A 21,045-nucleotide genomic window follows, 5' to 3' on the forward strand; every position below is an offset into this window, starting at 1 on the left:
GAGTCGGTCTGTCAAGCATTATTTGTAATGACCGACTTATGCAGGCGCGGAAGAAGCGACGAGGAAGAAAAAAACTGTACGATAGAGAAAGAACGAACTGTTAACCTGGCCCCCAAAAGGTAGAAACTCCAGGCACAGGCGTCCCGCCTGTGTATTTTTTGGAGCAGTCAGCTGCTGGTTTGTTTTGGGGGTACAGCCACCGGCTGGTTTGGGGCCTGGGTTCCAGTGTTGGGCGCACTGGCCAGCCGGATGCAGTCCCCTGGGGTACAGCCGTTCATGACGCCGGTTGCTTCGCAACCGGTACACAGCCGGGACGGCTGTGCCACGTTCTTTGCACGCTTCACCTTGGTTCTTAAGAGTACCTGTGAAGGAATGTGGCACAGGTCGACGACGCGCCGTGGTGGGCGTCCCGCCTGTGTGTTTTTTGGAGCAGTCAGCTGCTGGTTTGTTTTGGGGGTACAGCCACCGGCTGGTTTGGGGCCTGGGTTCCAGCATTGGGCGCACTGGCCAGTCGGATGCAGTCCCCTGGGGTACAGCCACCGGCTGGTTTGGGGCCTGGGTTCCAGCATTGGGCACACTGGCCAGCCGGATGCAGTCCCCTGGGGTACAGCCACCGGCTGGTTTGGGGCCTGGGTTCCAGTGTTGGGCGCACTGGCCAGCCGGATGCAGTCCCCCTACTCCCAGCGAATCCGCGCCACGTACACGCTGTTGTCCGACCCGTATTTCTCCACGCCGGCGGGCTGCATCCACTCCGCCACGGTCACCCAGGTCTCGTGTTCGTTTACTTCGGTCACCGCAAAGTTCCCCAGCCGCGCGCCCCGCTCCGGAACCAGCACCTTTTCCGTCGCGCGCTTGACACACAGCCGCTCCTGGTCCACTTCCGCGATGAACAGCGGCGCGCGGTGCCGGAACACGTGGTCGTTGTTCGCGCCCCTCCGCGTATAGACCAGGTACAGCGTGTCCCCGCGCGTCACCCAGTGCTGCTGCGTGTTGTAGTTGCCCAGTTCTTCGCCGTCGTCGAAAGTCCACTTCACGGGATCGCTGAAATGCAGCCCGTCCGTCCCGTGCGCCACGTAACCGGCCCGATCGTTGCGCATCGTCAGGAAAAAACGCCCGTTGCACTGCGCGAGCGACGGCTCGTACAGGCCCCGGTCGATGTCGATGGACAGCACGTCTCCGTGCTCGACGTACGACAGCGTCTCCCCGTCGAACCGCGTGCGCATCACCGTGGATCCATACGGCCCCGGCGCCTCCGACTTGCCGTAGATCGGCAGCAGGATGTCGCCGTCCGGCAGGTCCACGCGCTGCGTGCTGCCGGCGCCGCTGTTGTAGAAGATCGGGGCCGGCGGCATCTCCATGGTCCGCCACGGCGACCACGTCCGCGTTTCCGGCGCGTAAACGGCGTAGGCGGTGCTCCGCGGACGGTTGTGCACCAGCTTGTTGTCCGGCCCGTACAGCGCGTTGTGCCCGGTCCCCAGCAGTTTCTGGCTCGCCGCGTGCCATTTAGGCGTAAAATCACACACCACCTGCGTCCGGTCTCCCTCCGCCGGACGCCGCCCCAGCGTGTCGTGCTCCACCGGGCCGCTCCAGTTTTCCCCGAGATCGTCGGTGCGCATTTCGTTCAGCGCATAGAAGATATCCGATCCGCTCAGGAGCAATTTCTGCATCGTCAGCACCACAATCGGCGAATCCCCCGGGATCGTGCCCGCGCGCGGGTGCACCCAGCACGTCTTCTTGTCATAGCCGGAATGGATCGTGTCGAGCTGGATCGTGTAGCCGCCCGCGAGAACCGGCGGGGCCACGGCGAGGAAAATCAACAGGGCGATGCTTCGATGCATGGGGAGCCTCCTTTTTTGGTTAATCCGGTTTGAGCGTACGGGACTATTCATAGGCGTTTCTCCGTGCCCGAACTATCCGGAACCGCCAATGTCTGCCGGTTTAGACCTCAGTTGGTTTAATCGTATCGACTGCTCTTCCGGCCCGAAGGGCCAGTGCAGCTCCCAGCCCCGGGCAACGCCCGGGGAACACGGGGGCACCAACTTCCCCGCCCTGAAAGGGCAGCGCAGTGAGCCAGCCCAGCGTTTCTGAAGTTCAACGGCGCTGCCCTTTCAGGGCGTATGAGAAACCCACTGCTCAAACCCTGGGCGTTGTCCGGGCTGAAAACTGCGTTGTCCCTTCGGGCCGAAAGAATGCGTTGGCATCCAGTTCTGCTGCCGAGTATACCGTCTGCGCTACAGACAAGCTCCAGAGAATCTTCTATCCGCTCATAGCATCGCCGCCCGGAAATGACAACCGAGCAATCTACTCACATTTGCCGTCATCGTTGCCGATGTACATTCAAACCGGATGAGCCTCCTTTTTCTTGCTGCCGGGCCATTATGACAGGTTGCGGGCCGCCGCGGGCAAACCGGTTGCCTTTTTCCGCGCATTGGCGATGCCGCGCCACCGTCCGGTATCGTACCCCGGTAGCCGCAGCAGCCCCTGGAGACTTCCCATGACACGCCCAGTCGCGCTCATTCTTTGCACCGTGCTCGCCCTGACCCTGCCTGGCATTCCCGCCGCCGCCGACCGTCCGCCGAATTTCATCGTGGTCTTCTGCGACAACCTGGGCTACGGCGATATCGAGCCCTTCGGCTCCACGCTGCACCGCACGCCCCATCTCAACCGCATGGCGGAGGAAGGCCGCATTTTCACGCATTTCAACGTCACGGCGGGCGTCTGCACGCCGTCGCGCGCCAGCCTGATCACCGGGTGCTACGCGCAGCGCGTCGGCATGCACACGAACCCGCGCGACGGCCTCGTCCTGCGCCCGGTATCGCCCTATGGCCTGAACCCCGACGAAATAACCATCGCCGAAGTCCTCAAGGATCGCGACTACGCCACCGCCATCATCGGCAAGTGGCACCTCGGCGATCAGCCGGATTTCCTGCCCACGCGCCAAGGCTTCGACACCTTCTTCGGCGTGCCCTATTCCGACGACATGACCGAGCGCGTCTGGGAGAAGGACGGATCGCAGTGGCCGCCGCTCCCGCTGATGGAGAACGAGACCGTGATCGAGGCCCCCTGCGACCGCAACGGCCTCACAAAGCGCTACACGGAGCGCGCACTCGAATGGATCGCGGCGCACCGGGACGAACCCTTCTTTCTCTATATGCCGCAGGCCATGCCGGGCAGCACGTCTAAGCCCTTCGCGAGCGAGGAATTCCGGGGCAAGAGCAGGAATGGGCCCTGGGGCGACGCGGTTGAGGAACTCGACTGGTCTCTGGGCCAGATCCTCGACCGACTCGAAGCGCTGGGCATTGCGGAAAACACGCTGGTCATCTGGACCTCGGACAACGGCGCGCCCATTCACGCGGATCGGGCCGACCTCAGCCGGGGATCGAATCGCCCGCTCCATGGCGCGGGATACACCACCGGCGAAGGCGCTTTTCGCGTTCCCACGATCGCCTGGCGGCCCGGCGCCGTGCCAGCGGGAACCACCTGCGCGGAACTGGCGACCACCATGGACCTGCTGCCCACCTTTGCCGCGCTCGCCGGGGCCAAGCCGCCCGCGGGACGCCGGATCGACGGCCACAACATCGCGCCCCTGCTCCACGGAACGCCGGGCGCGCAATCCCCCTACGACGCGTTCTTCTACTACCAGGAGGAGCAGTTGCAGGCTGTGCGGTCGGGCCCCTGGAAGCTTTTCCCGCCCTTGGACGCAAACGCGCGCCACCCGCACTTCCCGCCGGGCCAGGCGACCGCCCCGCTGCTCTTTAACGTCGTGGAGGACATCGCGTCGGAGCACAACGTTGCGGAGGACTACCCCGATATCGTGGCGCGGCTGACCGCCCTGGCGGAAACCGCCCGCGCGGATCTGGGCGATACCGGACGCCCGGGCGCCGGACAACGGCCCCCGGGACACGTGGAAAGCCCGGTGGCGCAGCGGCTGCCGGCGGCCCGCCCCGCGCCCTGAGGTAACGCCGGGGCGCCCCTCAGTCCGCGTCCCGCCGCGTCTCCGAGAAGATGTTAATGCCGCGCCAGCGCTCGCCGCGGAATCGCAACCACATGAAGAGGCTCAGCACGGCGATGTAGATGGCGGCGCCAATCCAGGCCCCGAGCGCGCCGCCGCCCAGCGGAAACGCCAGCACCACGGCGGACGGAATGAACACCAGGTACGCGCTGACGAAGGTAACCATCAGCATCCAGCGGGTGTCGCCCGCGCCGCGGAGGGCCCCGCCCATGACAATGCAGATCGCGTCAAAAATCTGGAAGACCGCGGCCACGATGAGCAGCTGGTGGCCGAGCCGCGTGACCAGCTCCTCCTCCGGGGCGAACACGAACTGGATCAGTTCCGCGCCGAAGATCGCGAAGAATATCCCCAGCGTCACCATGTATACCATGGCCATGCGGAGCGCCGTGAACGTGCGGTGCTTCGCGCGTTCGAAATCGCCCCGCCCGATCCACTGACCGACAATCGCGGAAACGCCCTGGTTCAGCGCGAAGGCCGGGATAAAGCAGAGCTGCATGAAGCTCAGGGCCACGTTGTTCGCCGCGAGCGGGGCCGCGCCAAGCCGGCCGACCACAAAGCTGATGAAAATGCTCCAGTTCGCCACATCCAGGAACATCATGCCGCCGGCCGGCCCGCCCACGCGCAGCAGCTCGGTCGCCATTGGCCGGTTGAACCGGATATCGCCGCGGGTCCCGAAGTGCCGGTGGTAGACGGGGCTTAGAAATACGGCGAAAAGCAGGAAGAACTGGAGATACATCGAGGCGTTGGTGGCCCACGCCGCGCCCGCGATACCCAGCGCCGGCGCGCCCCAGTTTCCGAAAATGAACATGTAGTTGAGGACAATGTTCACCAGCGTACCGATAATCGCCACAAACATTGGGACGACGGCGTGGCCGGAGGCCTGGAAGAAGGCGGCCAGCGTGGTTACGAAGGCGAGTGGCAGGTAGCTGAAGAGACGGACCTGAAAATACTCCAGTTCCAGGGCCGTCACGGCGGGTTCGTGCCCCATCAGCCCGAAAAGCAGGGGGGCCACGGGATAGAAGCATACCGCGATGAGGCCGGCAATGAGGGACAGGTACAGCCCCTGCCAGGCGTAGCGGCCGCAGCGCCGCGGCTCTCCCCGGCCCAGGCACTGCGCCACGAATACCCCCACGCACCCCACGATACCGAGCAAGAGCGTGCTCACGGTATACGACCAGATGCTGGCCGAACCGACGGCAGCCAGGGCCTCCGTGCCGAGCTTGTTCACCATGACGCGGTCGATAAACTCCATGACCGCGAAAGAGAGGGACCCCAGGATGATCGGGCCGGACATGACCGTGATTTCGCGCACGCCCGCCCAGCGTGGTTCATCCTTCTGGCGATGTGGCGTTGTCACGTGTTGATGGATACCTTATGGAAGGGGAGTTGTGCAGGTGCGGGAAGCATAGCACACGGCGGTTCCGAAGCGTGAGTGCGGGGCCGATTTTGACCCGCGCGGCCCGCGGGCATACAATGGCGGCGTGTATTGGGGGAAGAGCCGGCCGAAACCCGCCTTTGGCCAAATACAGGAGCGACGCAGGATGGGGACGATAGCCGGACCGCTGACCGACGCGGATATCATGCGGAATGTGGGAGCGATTGTATTGGGAGGCGGCCGGGGCACCCGGCTTTACCCCCTGACCAAGGTGCGCGCGAAACCCGCCGTGCCGCTGTGCGGGCGCTACCGCCTGGTTGATGTCCCGCTCAGCAACTGCATCAACTCCCAGATCAACCGGGTCTCGGTCCTCACGCAGTACAACAGCCACTCGCTCAACCGCCATATCAACAACACCTACCGCTTCGACATGTTCAGCAGCGGCATGGTGGAAGTGCTCGCCGCCGAGCAAACCGATCTCGCCAGCGGCAATGAATGGTTCCAGGGCACCGCCGACGCCGTCCGCAAGCAATTCGTGCACATCCTCGATCAGTCGGTGGACTACTACGTGATCCTCTCGGGCGACCAGCTCTACCGCATGGATTACCGTGAATTGCTGCACACCCACCTGAGCAAGGGCGCCGATATCACCGTCTCCGCGCTGCCGGTCAGCCGGGAGGACGCCCAGGGCTTCGGGATCATGAAGGTGCTGAAGAGCGGGCGCATCCGGGAGTTTGTCGAGAAGCCGACGGACGACGCGGTGCTCGATTCCTTCGTGACGCATGAGAAGGTGTTCGAGGACTTCGGCCTGAACGGCAGCGGACGGCCCTACCTGGCGTCCATGGGCGTCTACGTGTTCAACAAGGACGTGCTTGAACGCCTCCTCATGGATCACGTCGAATGGGTCGACTTCGGCAAGGAACTGATCCCCAATTCCCTGGGATCCCTTCAGGTCTACGCCCACATGTTCTCGGGTTTCTGGGAAGATATCGGTACGGTCCGCTCCTATTTCGACGTGAGCATGGCCATGACCACCGAGAACGCGCCCTTCAAGCTCAACGACCAGCACAACCAGATCTACACCCACGCCCGCGCCCTGCCCGGCGTCCGCATTGCCGACGCCCACATCAAGAACGCCATTATCTGCGAGGGCAGCCGCGTGACCCGGGCGAAGATCTCCAACTCCATCGTCGGAATCCGCGGGATTATCCACCCCGGCGCGACCCTGGACCATTGCATCGTTCTGGGCGCGGAGTATTTCGAGGACCATCACGAAGACAACGGACGCCCCCATCTCGGAATCGGCGAAAAGTCCAATATCAGCCACGCGATCATCGATCACAACGCCCGCATCGGGAAGGGCGTCACTATCCGCGGTTCCAAGCGCCTCAAGGACTACGACGGCGACGGCTACGCCATCCGCGACGGCATCGTGGTCGTCTATAAGAACGCCGTGATACCCGACGGGGCGGTCATCGGCGCCGCGTGACGCCGCCGGCCCGGGATTGCGCGTGGCGGCGGCCCTTGATCGCGGCCCTGTTTCTGCTGGGCGCCGCCCTGCGCCTCTACGATCTCGGCGGCGACAGCCTCTGGTACGACGAAGCCGCGAGCCTCTACCAGGCGCGACACAGCGTCGCCCCGGCCACGCTGCTGGACCCGGACGTGGCCGCGGAGCCGCCCGTGCATCCGCTCCTCGTCCGCGCGTGGATGGAGGCGGTCGCGCTTGCCGGGTTTCCCGCAACCAGCCCGTGGAATGACTTCCTCCTGCGCCTCCTGCCGTGCCTGATTGGCATGGCCGCGATGCCCGCATTCTACTTGCTCGCGCGGCGGCTCCTGCGCGACGAGACCGCCGCCCTGTTCGCGCTGGCGCTCTTCGCCATTTCGCCGCTGCCCATCTACTATGCCCGGGAATTGCGCGTCTACAGCCTCTATGTGCTGCTGGCCATCTTCGCCACCGGATTCATGATCCGCGCGCTGGAAGAAAACCGCCCTTGGCAGTGGGCGGGCATGATCGGCGCCCTTGCCCTCCTCATGTACAGCCATTTTTTCGCGATGTGGCTGATCTTCACCCTGAACCTCGTCTTTGTGGCGGTGATCTGGCGCTATCCACATCACTTCTGGCGCTGGACCGGCTGGAACGCCCTCCTGATGGTCCTCATCGCGCCCGCGATCCACCGCGCCTTTGTGATGCACGCCGAAACCCAGTTGATCGAGATCCCCTGGTATCCCAGCCCCGACTGGAAGACGCCGTTCATCACGTTCAAGACCTTCTTCGCCGGGTTCAGCCCCGCCGTATGGGCCTACTGGCCGCTTTTCCTGATCGCGCTCGGCCTGTGGGCCGCCGGCTTCCGCCGCGCCCGCGAATCCCCCATCGCCGCGGCGTTTGTCGCGCTGATGACGTGGGTCCCGCCATTAGGTTGCGCCCTGATCTGGGGCCAGGCCAGTTTCTCCTTCTACGAGCACCGGCTCTTCCTCTTCTCCGCCGCCGCCGCCATTCTGGGCGTCGCGTGGGGCGCCGCCACCCTGGGCCGCGCGGGCCTCGTGGCGATCGCCGTCCTGGCCGGCCTCACCGTCCCCGTCCTGGCCGATCTCTACGCCGGGCGCCTCCACCCGATTCCCATGCACCGCCTCGCGATGTGGGACAAGGTCGATTTCCGCGCGGCCGCCCGCCACCTCGAAGACGCCTGGCGGCCCGGTGATCGCCTCCTCTACGCGAGCCACTTCCCCGCCTATTCCATGCAGCACTACTTACCGCGCGATCAGGTGCGTATCGGCTGGTCCCTGGATGACCAGGATCTCTTCATCCGGACGATGGGGCACGAGCCGATCCTGCGCGCCCACGGCCTCATGCCGCAGCCAAAGGAGGCGGCGGTCGCGGGCGCGTCCCGGATCTGGTTCCTGGTCACGGAGGGCACAACCTTCGCCTGGCGGCCCGACACGGAACGGATCGCCGCCTGGCTCGACGCGCACTATACGCGAGAAGCGGAAGTGGCGTTCGACGGCGTGCGCCTTTCTTGTTATGCCGTTCGCTGACGGGGTGAATGGCGAGATGCGTGCTTGTGGTGGGATGCCCGACCCGCCCGCGGCGCGCTTGCGTGGTTATCCTTCGGGGTAGAAGATGTCTTCGAGGGATTTGTTGACGCCGGGGGCGCCCATGAAGGGGAGGTTGCGGCCGGTCATGATGGCGTCCATCTTGCGCACTTCTTCGCGGCTTACCTCTTTAATCTCGCCGTGGACGATGGCGCTGTGGATGTGGAGCGAGGTCATTTCGAGCAGCTCGGTGTTCATCATGGTCCAGTTGATGTCGAGGCGGCTGAGAATGACGAGGCCATGGTTTTCCATCAGGAAGGCGTTGTATTTCTGCAGGAAGGGCAGGAAGTTGTCGGCGAGTTCCTGGGTGAGGGGCTGGGCGAAGGGTACGACGGGCACGGGGCCGACTTCGGTGATGGTCTCGGGGAAGAGCGGGCGCATGAGGTGGTTTTCGCCCTTCGTGATGGTGAAGGCGTTGGTGTAGGGCGGGTGGCAGTGGATGACGGACTGGATGTCGGGGCGCTCGTTGAAGAAATTGAGGTACATGGGCGTTTCGCCGGTGGGGCGGTTTTTGCCTTCGAGCTTTTCGCCCTGGAGGTTGATGAACACGACGTCATCGTGCTGGATGTCGCCCTTGTTCATCTGGGTGGGCGTGATGAGGAGGACGTTGTCCTCCATTTTCCAGGCCGCGTTCCCGCCGTAGCCGGTGACGTATTTGTTGGCGGCGAGCTGGTGGCAGACCTTGACGAAGGTTTCGATTTGCGCGGCGTATTTCTGGAAGTAGCTCATGGGGTGTTTCCTGTGAAGGACTAAGGACCTAAAGGACGTAAAGGACTTAAGGGACGTTTGTATTGGGAGCGCCGGCTGATTGCGCCTTGTGGCGCAACGGGACAGGCGGGACGCCTATCCTACTCTTTTCGGCGATCTAATGTTGCAGCACCACTTTGAGTGACTGGATGGCCGGATCGGCCTGGGTCTTGAAGGCTTCGTTGAACTGATCCAGGGCGAATCGGTGCGTGATCAGGGGCATGGGGTCGATCAGGCCGGTCTCGATAAGGCGGATGGCCTCTTCGTAGTCGCGGCGGACGGAGCTGTTCGCGCCGTGGAGGTGCAGCTCGCGGTAGTGGATCTGGTTAAGGTCGATGGGCTCGAAGGGATCGTCCTTCGCAACGCCCGCGAAGAGGGAGAGGTGGCCGCCCAGGGCGAGGAGGTTCATGCCGAGGGGGATGAGTTCCTTCGCGGAAGCCGCCGCCACGACGCCATCGACGCCCAGGCCGTCCGTGTGTTCCTTCACCCAGGCGACGGGGTCCGTTGTGCTCGTGTTGACGAGGTGGTCGAAGTGCAGGCCGAGTTCCCGGATGAGATCGAGGCGGCCCTGGGAGCGGTTCATGATAGTGATGGTTTCGGCGCCCCAGGCCCTTGCGACGAGGCCGTTGAGCACGCCGATGATGCCGCCGCTGAGGATGACGACGTGTTTCATTTCCTCGAAGGGGAAGAAGCGCAGGCCGTTGATGCAGCAGCTGAGCGGTTCGAGCAGCGTGGCCACTTCGTCGGACATGTCGTCCGGGATGGGGATGAGGCAACCCTGCTCGACGCCTTCGCGCGGCATGATCATGTATTCGGCGAAGCCGCCGTCCCAGGCGTAGCCAATGGCCTTGAAGCCCTTGAGGCAGCGGATCTGGTGGTGGCGGTGGCAGGGCGGGCACTCGCCGCAGCCGATGACGGTCTGCACGGCGTAGCGCTCGCCCGGCGCGATGCCGGTGACGCCCGGGCCGACTTCCTGGACGACGCCGGCGATTTCGTGGCCGATGATCTTGACAGAGACGGGCTTTTCGCCGCGGAGCACGCGCTGGTCGGTGCCGCAGAGGGCGCTGGCGCCGACCTTGAGGAGGACCTCGCCACGGCCGGGACTGGGCCGGGGCACGTCCTGTATTTCGATCACGCCGGGGGCAGTGATGACGGCTGCTTTCATGACTGGGGCTTTCTAATGTGGGGCAGGCGATTCGTTTGTCTTCAAAGTAGGATAGCCGTCCCGGCTGTCCCTGGACAGGCGGGACGCCTATCCTACACTGGCTGGTCCCTTCGGGACCTGGACAGGCGGGACGCCTATCCTACACTGGCTGGTCCCTTCGGGACCTGGACAGGCGGGACGCCTATCCTACACTGGCTGGTCCCTTCGGGACCTGGACAGGCGGGACGCCTATCCTACATTGGGCGGTCCCTTCGGGACCTGGACAGGCGGGACGCCTATCCTACTTTGGGTGGTCCCTTCGGGACCTGGACAGGCGGGACGCCTATCCTACTTTGGGTGGTCCCTTCGGGACCTGGACAGGCGGGACGCCTATCCTACTTAATCGAAGGTGATCATGGCCTTCATGACGCCGTCCTGGTAGGCGGCGACGAGGTCGAAGGCTTCTTTGGTCCGCTCGAAGGGGAAGTGGTGCGTGACCATCGTGGCCGCGGGGAGGGTGCGGTCTTCGATGAGGTCGATGGTCCTGCCGGTGCACTCGTTTTGGCGGCGGACGTTCTGGAAGCAAATTTCCTTGCGGCGCATGAGGTCGATCTGGAAGGAGATGCGGTCGACCTCGGGGATCCCGATCATCACGAGCTTGCCGCCGGGCCGCAGCATGCGGACGGCCTGGTCCACGGCGTCCTGCTGGCCGCAGCATTCGAACACGTAATCGAGCAGGAGCGGCTCAGCCTCTTCGATGGCCTTGACCGCGTCGATCTGGTCCACGTTCCCGGTCCAGTCCGCGCCAGTCTGCTTCGCCAGTTCCAGGCGCGCGTCGATCTTGTCGGTCATGTAGACCTTCCCGACGCCCTGGGCGCGCGCAGGCATGAGGACGCTCAGGCCGATCGGGCCGCTGCCGAGGATGCCGATGCGCTTGCCCTGGAGATCGCCGGCGAGCTGGCAGGCGTAGACGCCGATGGCGAGCGGCTCGCTGAGCACGCCCTCTTCGAGTGTGGTCTCGTCCTGGAGCTTGAAGCAGCAGTGCTCCGGCATGACGATGTATTCCGAGAGGCTGCCTTCGGCCTGGCCGGGGCACCCGAGAAAGCGGAGCTTGCGGCAGGTGTGGGCGCGGCCGGCCTTACACTGGTCGCACTCGAAGCAGGGCATTGCCGGCTCGATGGCCACGCGATCCCCCACGCGCACGTGCGTCACCGCCGGGCCCACCGCCTCCACGACACCGGCGCATTCGTGGCCCACGGCGAAGGGATACCGCACGACCTGCGCGCCGATGCGGCCCGTCGTGTAGTAGTGGACGTCGGACCCGCAGACGCCGACGCGGGCGATGCGGATGAGGACATCATTGGGCGCCTCGATCCGGGGATCGGGAACCTCGCGCATTTCCATGGCGCGGATGCCGGTAAGGACCATGGCTCGCATGGGGATGGACTCCTTGGGTTGTGGGGTGCGGGGGACGCAGGGACTTCAGGGGCGGTAGCGACGCGCGTGGGACGCCGCGTGTAAGGCGCGACGAACCACGGCAGGCCGCCGCCGCAGGGGTCTGGCGGCCCAACGTCTCGCGATTTTACGCCTTATTGGTGCGCGATTCAAGGGGCAATCACGCGGAACCATAGCGTAAACTGTTTTATTTCAGTAATTTATGGTTTTCGTTCGCCCGGGCGGCGCGGGCGCTGCGCGACGCGTTCGCGCATTGCAATTCCGGGCGTCATCCGGTACCATGAAGCCCTGTAATCGGGCAGTCGCAAGCGTTCAACGTAGAGGTGCGAAAATGCGGACAGAGGGTAATGAACGGCGCCGCTATCCCCGCAGCCGGCGCGGTATGCCGGTGGTGGAGGATTCGGGCGGTCCGGGCGTGCTGAATCATGTGGACAATATCAGTGCGAACGGGGTTTTGTGCCATACGGTGAAACCGGTGGCGCTGATGACGCGGCTTCGCATCGCGCTGGACCTGCCGGCGCCGGTGGACCACCGCATCGACGCGGAGGGGATTGTGGTGCGCTGTGAACCGGACGATCAGGGCGACGATCACTTCAAGGTGGCGATCCTGTTCACGAAGGTTGATCCCGAGGATCATGAGGCGATCCGGCAGTACGTCGAAGAGGATATCGCGCTGCCGCGAGACGCGTTCTAGCCGCCGTGCGCACCGGCACGCCCCCTGGCTCTTCGCGCGCCCGCCTCGACCGGAGCGCGCTTTTATTCTGCCTGGCGGTGCTGGGGGCGACGGTGCTGTACCCGACGCTTCGGCTGGCGGTGGAATCGGCGCGGCAGTGGGATCTGGACGTTATCCGGGGGGGCTATGCGTGGACGGCGGTCCGGAACACGCTGGTCATCGGGTTTGGATCGGTGGCGGGCGCGGGGATCGTGGGTACGGCGCTGGCGGTGGCGCTGACGCGGTACCGGTTTCCGGGGTCCCGGGTGCTGGGCGGGCTGGCGTATCTCCCGTTTACCCTGCCGCCCCTGGTGGGGGTGCTGAGCTTCTACTACCTCATCGGGAAGGACGGCATCGTCACGCGGTTTGCGGACCAGGTGCTCGGGATGCCGGGGCTCGTGCTTCCGGGCCCGTGGGCGATTCTCCTGATCCACACCTATTCCTTTTACGTGTTTTTCTACGCGATGGCGGGGCCGGCCCTGGCGGGGCTGGACCAATACCAGCTTGAGGCGGCGCGGACGCTGGGGGCCTCGCGCGCCCGGGTTTTCTTCCGGGTGACGCTGCCGCTGTTGCGTCCCGCGCTGGCGGGGGCGTCGCTGCTGACCTTCATGTCCTCCTGCGCGTCGTTCAGCGCGCCGTATTTCTTCGCGGAGCGTTTTCCGGTGCTGAGCGTGGCGGTATACACGGAGCGGAACCAGTACAACGAGGGGGCGGCGCTCACGCTGACGGCCATCCTGGCGGCGATTTCGCTGCTGGGAATCCTGCTGTTCCGTTCGGCGCGGGCGGGGTCGGGATCGGGCTCAAAGGGGGCGCCGCGCCCGCTTTCCACGGCGCGGGGCCGCTTTCTGGCGGGGGCGCTGGCCTGGCTGGCGATCGCAGGGCTGCTGCTGCCGCACCTGACGATTCTGTGGCTGTCCTTCGCGGATTATTCGGCGTGGCACACGGAGCTGATCCCGACGGCCATGACGTTGGAAAACTACAGCCGGTTGTTTTCGAGCGCGAGCGCGCTGGCGCCGATCCGCAACAGCTTGTGGATGAGCGCGATCGCGACGGTGGCCACGCTGGGGGTCGCGCTGCCGGCGGCGTACCTGATCGCGCGGCGGCGTCCCGGCGGGCGCTGGGTGAACTTTATTGTAATGATCCCGTGGGCGCTTCCGGGGACGGTGATCGCGATCAACCTGATTGTTGCGTTCAACGACCCGTGGCTTCCGATCTACGGCACGGTCTGGCTGCTGCCGCTGGCGTACTTCGTGCGGAGCATCCCGCTGCTGACCCGTATGGTCGGGGCGGCGCTGGAGACGTTCGACGCGACGCTGGTGGAGGCGGGGCGCACGCTGGGGGCGCGGAAGCGCTACTGTTTCTGGCGCATCGTGGTCCCGCTGGTGGCGCCGGCGGTGGCGGCGGGCGCGGCGCTGGTCTTTGCGACGAGCCTGGGGGAGTTTGTGGCGTCGATCCTGCTGTACCAGCCGGGGAACGTCCCGATTTCGGTGAAGATCAACATGGAGTGGCGCGCGGCGGTGGGGCCGGCGTTTTCCTACAGCGTGCTGTTGATGCTCATGGTCGCGGTGACCTTCCTCTTCTCGCGCCGCTTTACGTCGCGCGTTTTGTAAATCCGTGGTATACTGGGGGCTCCAAGAAACCTGCCGGCGTCCGCGGGTCCGGGCTGTGCGCGCGGAGCCCGGTCGCGACCGAAACCTGCAAGACCCGTCCCCAGGCGATTCGCCGCCCGGCCGGGCTGGGACCGAATCCATGGCCACACGATCGCACGCCGCACGGGACGCAAAGCCGGTGCGCCTGAGCCTCTTTGGCTCGCATGCGGACACCCTGAAGAAGAAGCTGAACGGCTTTTCGAATCTCCACCTGGTGGAGGAGAAGCCGGACGTGGTGGTGTGTTACGGGGGGGACGGTACGCTGCTGGCCGCGGAGCGGGCGTTTCCCGGGATCCCGAAGGTACCGGTGCTCAACAGCCGGCGGGGCCACCGTTGTATTCCGCACCCGGCGGGGGAGGTCCTGCAGGGGCTGGCGGCGGGAAAACTGGTCCGGAACAATTATACGAAGATCCGGGCGGAGGTGATGCGCGGCGAGGAGCGGCTGCTGCCGGGCGACGTGGTGGCGCTGAACGAATTCAATGTGCACATGGGGCTGATCAACAGCGCGGTGCGCTTCCAGTTGTGGTTGAACGGCGACCCCTACGAGAATGGCCTGGAACTGCTGGGAGACGGGTTTGTCGTGTGCACGCCCTTCGGGAGCACGGCCTATTTCGCCCAGATTACCCGCGGCATCTTCACGACGGGGCTTGGAATCGCCTTCAAGTCGACGAATGCGCATGTTGACCATATCATTGTGCCGGACGACACCGAGTTCCGGGTCCGGATTACGCGCGGTCCGGCGGTGCTGGCCTACGATTCGGCGGATCAGTACGTCCACCTGGTGGAGGGGGACGAGCTTATCGTGCGCCGGCACCAGCAGGCCGCAACGATCCTGACCTGCGGCCCGGTGAAGCGGCTGGACGAGCCGTTCTAGCGAGCCCGGCCGTTTCGGGCGTCCGACCGGCCTTCCGGCGCCGGGGACCATGACTTTTTACTTTTCACTGGACATCCATGGGGGCCGCGGTGTATCTTCCGGCGCAACCCGGCTCGTCCGGGCCCACCCCGGCGCGCCGTACCGGCGCCACGCCCCTCTGTATCAGGAGTTCCCAACGTGGGTTTTCCACTCGTAAGCGATATCCGCCGGCTGAGCCAGCCGCCGCGGCAGTTTCTGGTATTCGGCGCACTCAACGTGTTTACCTGGTTCTCGATCGTGGGGCCGGCGATCGTGCTCTTCGCGCGGAAGATTGAGATGCCGGCCTCGTGGATCGGCTATCTGATGTCCTTTTTGCCGCTTTCGACGCTCTTGGTGATCGTGACGATACCACTCGTGACGTGGCTGGGTTCGCGGCGGCTGCTGGTGGTGACCTGGGCGCTCCAGAGCGCGGTGGCGGGGCTCATCTTCTTCGTGCCGTGGGCGCTGAAGGCGGGCGGGCCGCCGGCGGGCTGGGGCGTGCTGCTGGTGGCGGTGCTGGGGTTCTGTATCGCCCGCGCGGCGGGGATCGGCGGGTGGTTTCCCCTGTTGCACGACATCGTTCCGGCGCGTGAGCAGAGCCGGTTTTTCAGCACGGAGATGGCGGTGGCGCAGGGCTGCATTGTGGTTGCGACGGTGGCGCAGGCGCTGGTGCTGGGCCGGGATCCGAGCGTGGGGCGTTTCCTTTGCATCAACGGGTTCGGGATCGCGGCGGGCTTTGTAAGCGCCTACTGGCTGACGCGGGTGCCGGGTGGGGACCGGGTTCCGCGCGAGGCGGGCCGGGCGACGAGCAGCTTTCTGGCGTACCGCGCGGCGCTCCAGGACCGGGGCTACCTGCTGTTTGTTTCGACGACGGTGCTGTGCTTCTCGGGCTTCGCGTGGATCAACGCGAGCGTGGTGCTGTACATGCGCGATATCCTCGGCTTCGCGGACCTGCCGATCATGCTTTCGATGGGCGCGGGGAACCTGGGCGTGCTGTTGACGATCCACTCGTGGGGCCGGTTTGCCGATTACAGCGGCACGGGCTACGCGGCGCTGCTTTCGATGCTGGGGCATTCCGTGGCGGCGCTGTGCTACCTGCTGCTGCCGCCCGGCGCCCCGTGGTCGGTGTGGCTGTTTCCCGTCGTGCTGATCTGCACGACGCTGCTGGGGGCGGCGTACTGGACGATTTCGCACCGGTACATGATCAGCCTGGTGGACAAGGTGCACAAGGTGGGCTATACGAACGTGTGGATCGTAGGCACCGCAATCGCGATGGGGCTAACCCCGATTGCGACCGGCTATGTAATCGAACATTTTCACCTCTCGGGCTTCCGGATCGCGTTCGCGATTTCCGGCATCGGCGGTATCCTGGCGGGCCTCGCCAACTTCTGGGTCGTGCATCAACGCAAGCCGTTGCGGCACGCGCTGGACGAGCTGGTGAACCCCATGCTCCCGGTCCGCACCCTGGCGCGCATTGCCTGGGTGACGGTGGGGCTGCATTCGAGCAACCGCTACGTTCCCCCGGAAGATGAAGACTACCGGGAGGCGGTGTAGCGCCCGGGGAGTGGCCGCCGGGGGCCGGCGCCCGTGTATTCAAGGAGAACCCGCGTTGGGTATACCGATTCTCAGTGATTTTCGAAGGCTCAGCCAGCCGCCCCGGCGGTTTCTGGTGTTCAGCACGTTCAACGTGCTGTCGTGGTTTTCGCTGGTCGGGCCGGTGGTGGTGCTGTTTGGCCGGACGATCGACATGCCGGCCTCCTGGGTGGGGTTCCTGCTTTCGTTCATGCCGCTGTCCATGCTGCTGGTGATGGCGACGATCCCGCTCGTGACGCGCTTCGGGCCGAAGAAGCTGATGATCGCGACGTGGATCGGGCGCAATCTGGCGGCGTCGCTGGTGTTCCTCATCCCCTGGGCGCTGAGCGCACACGGCCCGCGGGCGGCGTGGATCGTGCTGCTGGCGGCGGTGCTGAGCTTCTGCCTGGTGCGCGCGGCGGGGGTGGGCGGCTGGTTCCCGTGGCTACACGAAGTGGTTCCGGACGAGGAGCAGAATACGTTTTTCAGCACGGAGACGGCGCTGGCGCAGCTCTGTATCGTTGCCGTGACGCTCGGGCAGGCGGCGATCCTGGGCCGGAGCCCGGGGGTGGGGCACTTCATGGTGATCTACGCGTTCGGGATCGCGGCGGGCCTGATCAGCGCGGGGTGGCTGTCGCGCGTTCCGGGCGGGCGCGCCACCTACAACCCGGAGTTCCCGCAGAACAGTTTCACGTCGTACTCCGCGGCCTGGGCGGACAAGCCCTATATGCGCTTCGTGACGACCACCGGGCTCTGTTATATGTGCCTGACGTGGGTTAACGCCAGCATCGTGCTGTACATGCGCGACCAGCTCGGATTCACGGATCTGAAGATCATGCTGATCCTGTCCGCGGGCAACCTGGGCGTCCTCCTGACGATCCACTACTGGGGCCGCTACGCGGAGCAGATGGGCACGGGATACGCGGCGCTTCTGGCGATTGTGGGGCATTCCGCGGGCGCGCTCGCCTATCTGCTGATGCCGCCGGACGCCGCGTGGACGCGCTGGGTGCTGCCGCCGGCCTATGTGGCGACGAACCTGCTCGGCGTGGCGTACTGGACGCTGACGCACCGGCATATGATCCGCGTGGTGGACGAGACGCACAAGGTGGGCTATACGAACATGTGGATCCTGGGCACGGCGCTTTCGCTGGGCTTCACGCCCATCCTGGCGGGCCAGGTTATCGAGCACCTGCACCTGGCCGGGTTCCGGATCGCCTTTATCATTGCGGGCGCGGGCGGCCTGATTTTCGCCATTGCCAACTACTGGGAAGCGCACCTGGGCAAGCGGTGGCACGGGGCGCTGAACGAATTGATCAACCCGATGCTGCCGGTGATCACCCTGGCCCGGATCGCGTGGGTAACGGTCGGTCTCCATGCCAGCAGCCGCCCGGACAAGGAATCCGCGGATCGGGAGTAGCGGCCTGTTGCGCGGGGAATGGGGCCGGCGGTAGGATTGATGCGGCGCCGCATCGCGCCGGAGTCCGCCGCGTATGGCCGCAACACCGAGGGAACTGGTCTATCAGACACTGCGCCGGGAATCGCCCCGGCGCGCGCCCCGGCAATTGTGGACGCTGCCGTGGGCGGAGCTTTATCATCCGGGCGAACTGGCGGCCATCCGGGCGGACTACCCCGACGACATCGAGGGCGCGCCGCCGTGCCTGCGTTCGCCGGTCGTTACCGACGGCGACCCCTACACCCCCGGCCGGTATCGCGACGAGTGGGGGTGCGTCTTCGAAAACATCCAGGCGGGACTGATCGGCGAGGTGAAGGCCCCGTTGATCCGCGACTGGGCAGCGGATGCGGAAAAAGTGCGCCTGCCCCGGGAGTGGCTGACGGTGGACCGGGACGCGGCGAACCGGTTTTGCGCGGAGACCGATCGCTTTGTACACGGGGCGTGTTGCCCGCGGCCCTTTGAACAGTTGCAATTCCTGCGCGGCACGGCGGACCTGTACATGGATCTGCTGGCCCCGCCGCCCGCGATGGAGGCCCTGATGCGGGCGATGCACGAAATCTACTGCGCGCAACTGGAGGCCTGGGCGCGCACCGACGTGGACGCGCTGAATTTCATGGACGACTGGGGCGCGCAGGACCGCCTGCTGATTCATCCCGATCTCTGGCGCGCGATCTTTCTGCCGCTCTACCGGGACTACGTCCAGATCGCGCACGGTGCGGGCAAAAAGATCTTCATGCATTCCGACGGGCATATCCTGGCGATTTTGCCCGACTTGATCGAACTGGGGGTGGACGCAATCAATTCCCAACTCTTCTGCATGGGGATCGATGCGCTGACGCCCTTCGCCGGCCGGATCACGTTCTGGGGCGAGATCGACCGGCAGCAGTTGTTGCCCGGCCCCGACGCCGGCGCGGTGGCGGACGCCGTGAAAGCGGTTCACGGGGCGCTCTGGCGGGATGGGGGCTGCATCGCGCAGTGCGAGTTCGGGCCGGCGGCCCGCCCGGAGAATGTCCGGGCCGTGTTTGCGACGTGGGACGCGCTGGCCCGGGAAAGAGGCTGAGCGGGCGCCGATTTGCCGGTAATTTGACCCGATCTCGGGCGGCGCCGGATAATACCGGGCGTGATTCCGGTCGTTTTCCGCCGCGGCCGGCCCGTCCAATCTCGATCCGTAACCACGCGCGCGCCCCCGCCGCATTTCCACGCCATGAAAGAGACCCGATGACGCCATCCGCCAGCCCCGAGAAATCCGAGGAGCGCAAAGTCTCCAATTTCATCCGCAATATCATTGAGCAGGATATTGCGGAGGGCAAGAACGGGGGCCAGGTGGTCACGCGCTTTCCCCCGGAGCCCAATGGCTACCTGCACATCGGGCACGCGAAGTCGATCTGCCTGAATTTCGGCCTGGCGGAGCGCTACAACGGCGTGTGCCACCTGCGCTTTGACGACACGAACCCGACCAGGGAAGAGGACGAGTACGTGCAGTCGATCAAGGAGGATGTGCGGTGGCTCGGCTTCGACTGGGGCGAGCACGAGTACTACGCGTCGGACTATTTCGACCAGCTTCACGCGTGGGCCATCAAGCTCATCGAAGAGGGCAAGGCCTTTGTCTGCGATTTGAGCAACGAGGAAATGCGGGAGTATCGCGGGACACTGACCGAACCGGGCCGCAACAGCCCGTACCGAGACCGGTTGGTGGATGAGAACCTGGATCTCTTTGCGCGGATGGCGGCGGGTGAGTTTGACGAGGGGGCGAAGGTATTGCGGGCGAAGATCGATATGGCCGCGCCGAACTTAAACCTGCGGGATCCGGTGATGTACCGTATTCTGAAGGCGGACCACCACCGCACGGGCAGCAAGTGGAAGATCTACCCGATGTACGATTTCACCCACGGGCAGTCCGACTCGATCGAGGGCATTACGCACTCGATCTGCACGCTGGAATTCGAGGATCACCGCCCGCTCTACGACTGGTATATTCGCGCCCTGGGCATCCACCACCCCCAGCAGATCGAATTTGCGCGGCTGAACCTGAGCTACACCATGATGAGCAAGCGCAACCTGCTCACGCTGGTGCAGGGCAATTATGTGAACGGCTGGGACGACCCGCGCATGCCCACGATCTGCGGGCTGCGCCGCCGGGGCTTCCCGCCGCGCGCCGTCCGTAATTTCTGCGAGGCGGTGGGCGTGGCTAAGGCGGACAGCACGGTGGACTATGCGTGGCTGGAGCATTTTGTGCGCGAGGAATTGAATCGGACCGCGCCGCGCTATATGGCGGTGGTGAACCCGATGAAGGTCGTCATCGAGAACTACCCCGAGGGCCAGGAGGAGCGGTTGGAGGCGGTGAACAACCCCGAGGATCCCGAGGCCGGGACGCGGGAGGTGCCCTTCTCGCGGGTGCTGTACATCGAGCGGGACGATTTCATGGAAGACCCGCCGAAGAAGTTCTTCCGGCTGGCCCCGGGCCGCGAAGTGCGCCTGCGCTATGCGTATTTCGTCACGTGCACGGAGGTGGTTCGCGACCCCGCCACCGGCGAGGTCGTTGAGTTGCGCTGCACCTATGATCCCGCCACGCGCGGCGGGGACGCCCCGGACGGGCGCAAGGTGAAAGCCACGTTGCACTGGGTGTCCGCGGCGCACGCGGTTTCCGCCGAGGTCCGCAACTACGACCAGCTCTTCACGAAGGAAAATCCGAACCGGGGCCGCCAGGGCCAGCACTGGACCACGAATATCAATCCGGACAGCCTCGAAGTGCGGGTGGACTGCCCGGTTGAGCCCGCGCTGGCCCAGGTTGCGCCGGGGGATCGCGTACAGTTCGAGCGGCTGGGTTACTACTGCGCGGACAGCCGGGACCATGCGCCTGGCGCGCCCGTGTTCAACCGCACGGCGACCCTGAAGGATACCTGGGCCAAGGAGCAGGCGAAGGGCTGAGGGGCGGGCATTGCTG

At 65.1% G+C, this 21,045-nt stretch carries 15 protein-coding genes; 10 read left to right on the top strand and 5 right to left on the bottom strand.

All coding sequences use genetic code 11. The annotated features are described in order from the left end of the window. Window positions 1-674: 674 nt before the first annotated feature. The gene (locus KF886_07610) at window positions 675-1,838 is read right to left on the bottom strand and encodes an exo-alpha-sialidase (protein MBX3177208.1); all 1,164 of its coding nucleotides are present in this window, start codon (window positions 1,836-1,838) and stop codon (window positions 675-677) included. A 656-nt stretch (window positions 1,839-2,494) separates the two neighbouring features. On the opposite strand from KF886_07610, the gene KF886_07615 reads away from it, so the two are divergent. After that, window positions 2,495-3,955, top strand: coding sequence for a sulfatase (locus KF886_07615; GenBank protein MBX3177209.1), 1,461 nt, complete (start codon window positions 2,495-2,497; stop codon window positions 3,953-3,955). Window positions 3,956-3,974: 19 nt separating this feature from the next. Here KF886_07615 and KF886_07620 read toward each other — a convergent pair whose 3' ends face one another. Continuing rightward, on the bottom strand, window positions 3,975-5,369 hold the full coding sequence (locus KF886_07620) for an MATE family efflux transporter (GenBank protein ID MBX3177210.1): 1,395 nt from the start codon (window positions 5,367-5,369) through the stop codon (window positions 3,975-3,977). Between the two features lie 223 nt (window positions 5,370-5,592). On the opposite strand from KF886_07620, the gene KF886_07625 reads away from it, so the two are divergent. Together KF886_07625 and KF886_07630 are read left to right on the top strand one after the other, a co-directional pair. Further along, complete coding sequence (locus KF886_07625) at window positions 5,593-6,876, top strand: glucose-1-phosphate adenylyltransferase (GenBank protein ID MBX3177211.1); 1,284 nt, start codon at window positions 5,593-5,595, stop codon at window positions 6,874-6,876. Window positions 6,877-6,911: 35 nt separating this feature from the next. After that, on the top strand, window positions 6,912-8,420 hold the full coding sequence (locus tag KF886_07630) for a glycosyltransferase family 39 protein (GenBank protein MBX3177212.1): 1,509 nt from the start codon (window positions 6,912-6,914) through the stop codon (window positions 8,418-8,420). Window positions 8,421-8,486: 66 nt separating this feature from the next. Here the strand turns inward: KF886_07630 and KF886_07635 are convergent, their stop codons facing one another. The 3 genes from KF886_07635 to KF886_07645 all read right to left on the bottom strand — a co-directional run bounded on the left by KF886_07635 (window position 8,487) and on the right by KF886_07645 (window position 11,805). After that, on the bottom strand, window positions 8,487-9,206 hold the full coding sequence (locus KF886_07635; GenBank protein MBX3177213.1) for a class II aldolase/adducin family protein: 720 nt from the start codon (window positions 9,204-9,206) through the stop codon (window positions 8,487-8,489). Window positions 9,207-9,342: 136 nt separating this feature from the next. Further along, window positions 9,343-10,389, bottom strand: coding sequence for an alcohol dehydrogenase catalytic domain-containing protein (locus tag KF886_07640; protein MBX3177214.1), 1,047 nt, complete (start codon window positions 10,387-10,389; stop codon window positions 9,343-9,345). Between the two features lie 378 nt (window positions 10,390-10,767). Continuing rightward, window positions 10,768-11,805 carry an alcohol dehydrogenase catalytic domain-containing protein gene (locus KF886_07645; GenBank protein MBX3177215.1) on the bottom strand — a complete coding sequence of 346 codons (1,038 nt, stop codon included), beginning with the start codon at window positions 11,803-11,805 and terminating at the stop codon, window positions 10,768-10,770. 349 nt (window positions 11,806-12,154) lie between these two features. On the opposite strand from KF886_07645, the gene KF886_07650 reads away from it, so the two are divergent. The 7 genes from KF886_07650 (at window position 12,155) to KF886_07680 (ending at window position 21,029) form a co-directional block, all read left to right on the top strand. Then, window positions 12,155-12,517, top strand: a complete 363-nt coding sequence (locus KF886_07650) for a PilZ domain-containing protein (GenBank protein ID MBX3177216.1) — start codon at window positions 12,155-12,157, stop codon at window positions 12,515-12,517. 5 nt (window positions 12,518-12,522) lie between these two features. Beyond that, on the top strand, window positions 12,523-14,145 hold the full coding sequence (locus KF886_07655) for an iron ABC transporter permease (GenBank protein ID MBX3177217.1): 1,623 nt from the start codon (window positions 12,523-12,525) through the stop codon (window positions 14,143-14,145). A 139-nt stretch (window positions 14,146-14,284) separates the two neighbouring features. Next, window positions 14,285-15,058 (top strand): NAD(+)/NADH kinase, encoded by a 774-nt coding sequence (locus KF886_07660; protein ID MBX3177218.1) that lies wholly within the window; start codon window positions 14,285-14,287, stop codon window positions 15,056-15,058. Window positions 15,059-15,235: 177 nt separating this feature from the next. Next, window positions 15,236-16,630, top strand: coding sequence for an MFS transporter (locus KF886_07665; GenBank protein MBX3177219.1), 1,395 nt, complete (start codon window positions 15,236-15,238; stop codon window positions 16,628-16,630). Between the two features lie 55 nt (window positions 16,631-16,685). Continuing rightward, window positions 16,686-18,065 (top strand): hypothetical protein, encoded by a 1,380-nt coding sequence (locus tag KF886_07670; GenBank protein MBX3177220.1) that lies wholly within the window; start codon window positions 16,686-16,688, stop codon window positions 18,063-18,065. Window positions 18,066-18,138: 73 nt separating this feature from the next. Next, entirely contained in the window at window positions 18,139-19,161 is a 1,023-nt protein-coding gene (locus KF886_07675) for a methyltransferase (GenBank protein MBX3177221.1), read from the top strand. A 158-nt stretch (window positions 19,162-19,319) separates the two neighbouring features. Then, window positions 19,320-21,029: a glutamine--tRNA ligase/YqeY domain fusion protein gene (locus KF886_07680; protein MBX3177222.1), complete on the top strand. Its 1,710-nt coding sequence runs from the start codon at window positions 19,320-19,322 to the stop codon at window positions 21,027-21,029. Window positions 21,030-21,045: the final 16 nt, after the last annotated feature.

The organism is Candidatus Hydrogenedentota bacterium, assembly GCA_019637335.1.
Lineage (GTDB): Bacteria > Hydrogenedentota > Hydrogenedentia > Hydrogenedentales > JAEUWI01 > JAEUWI01.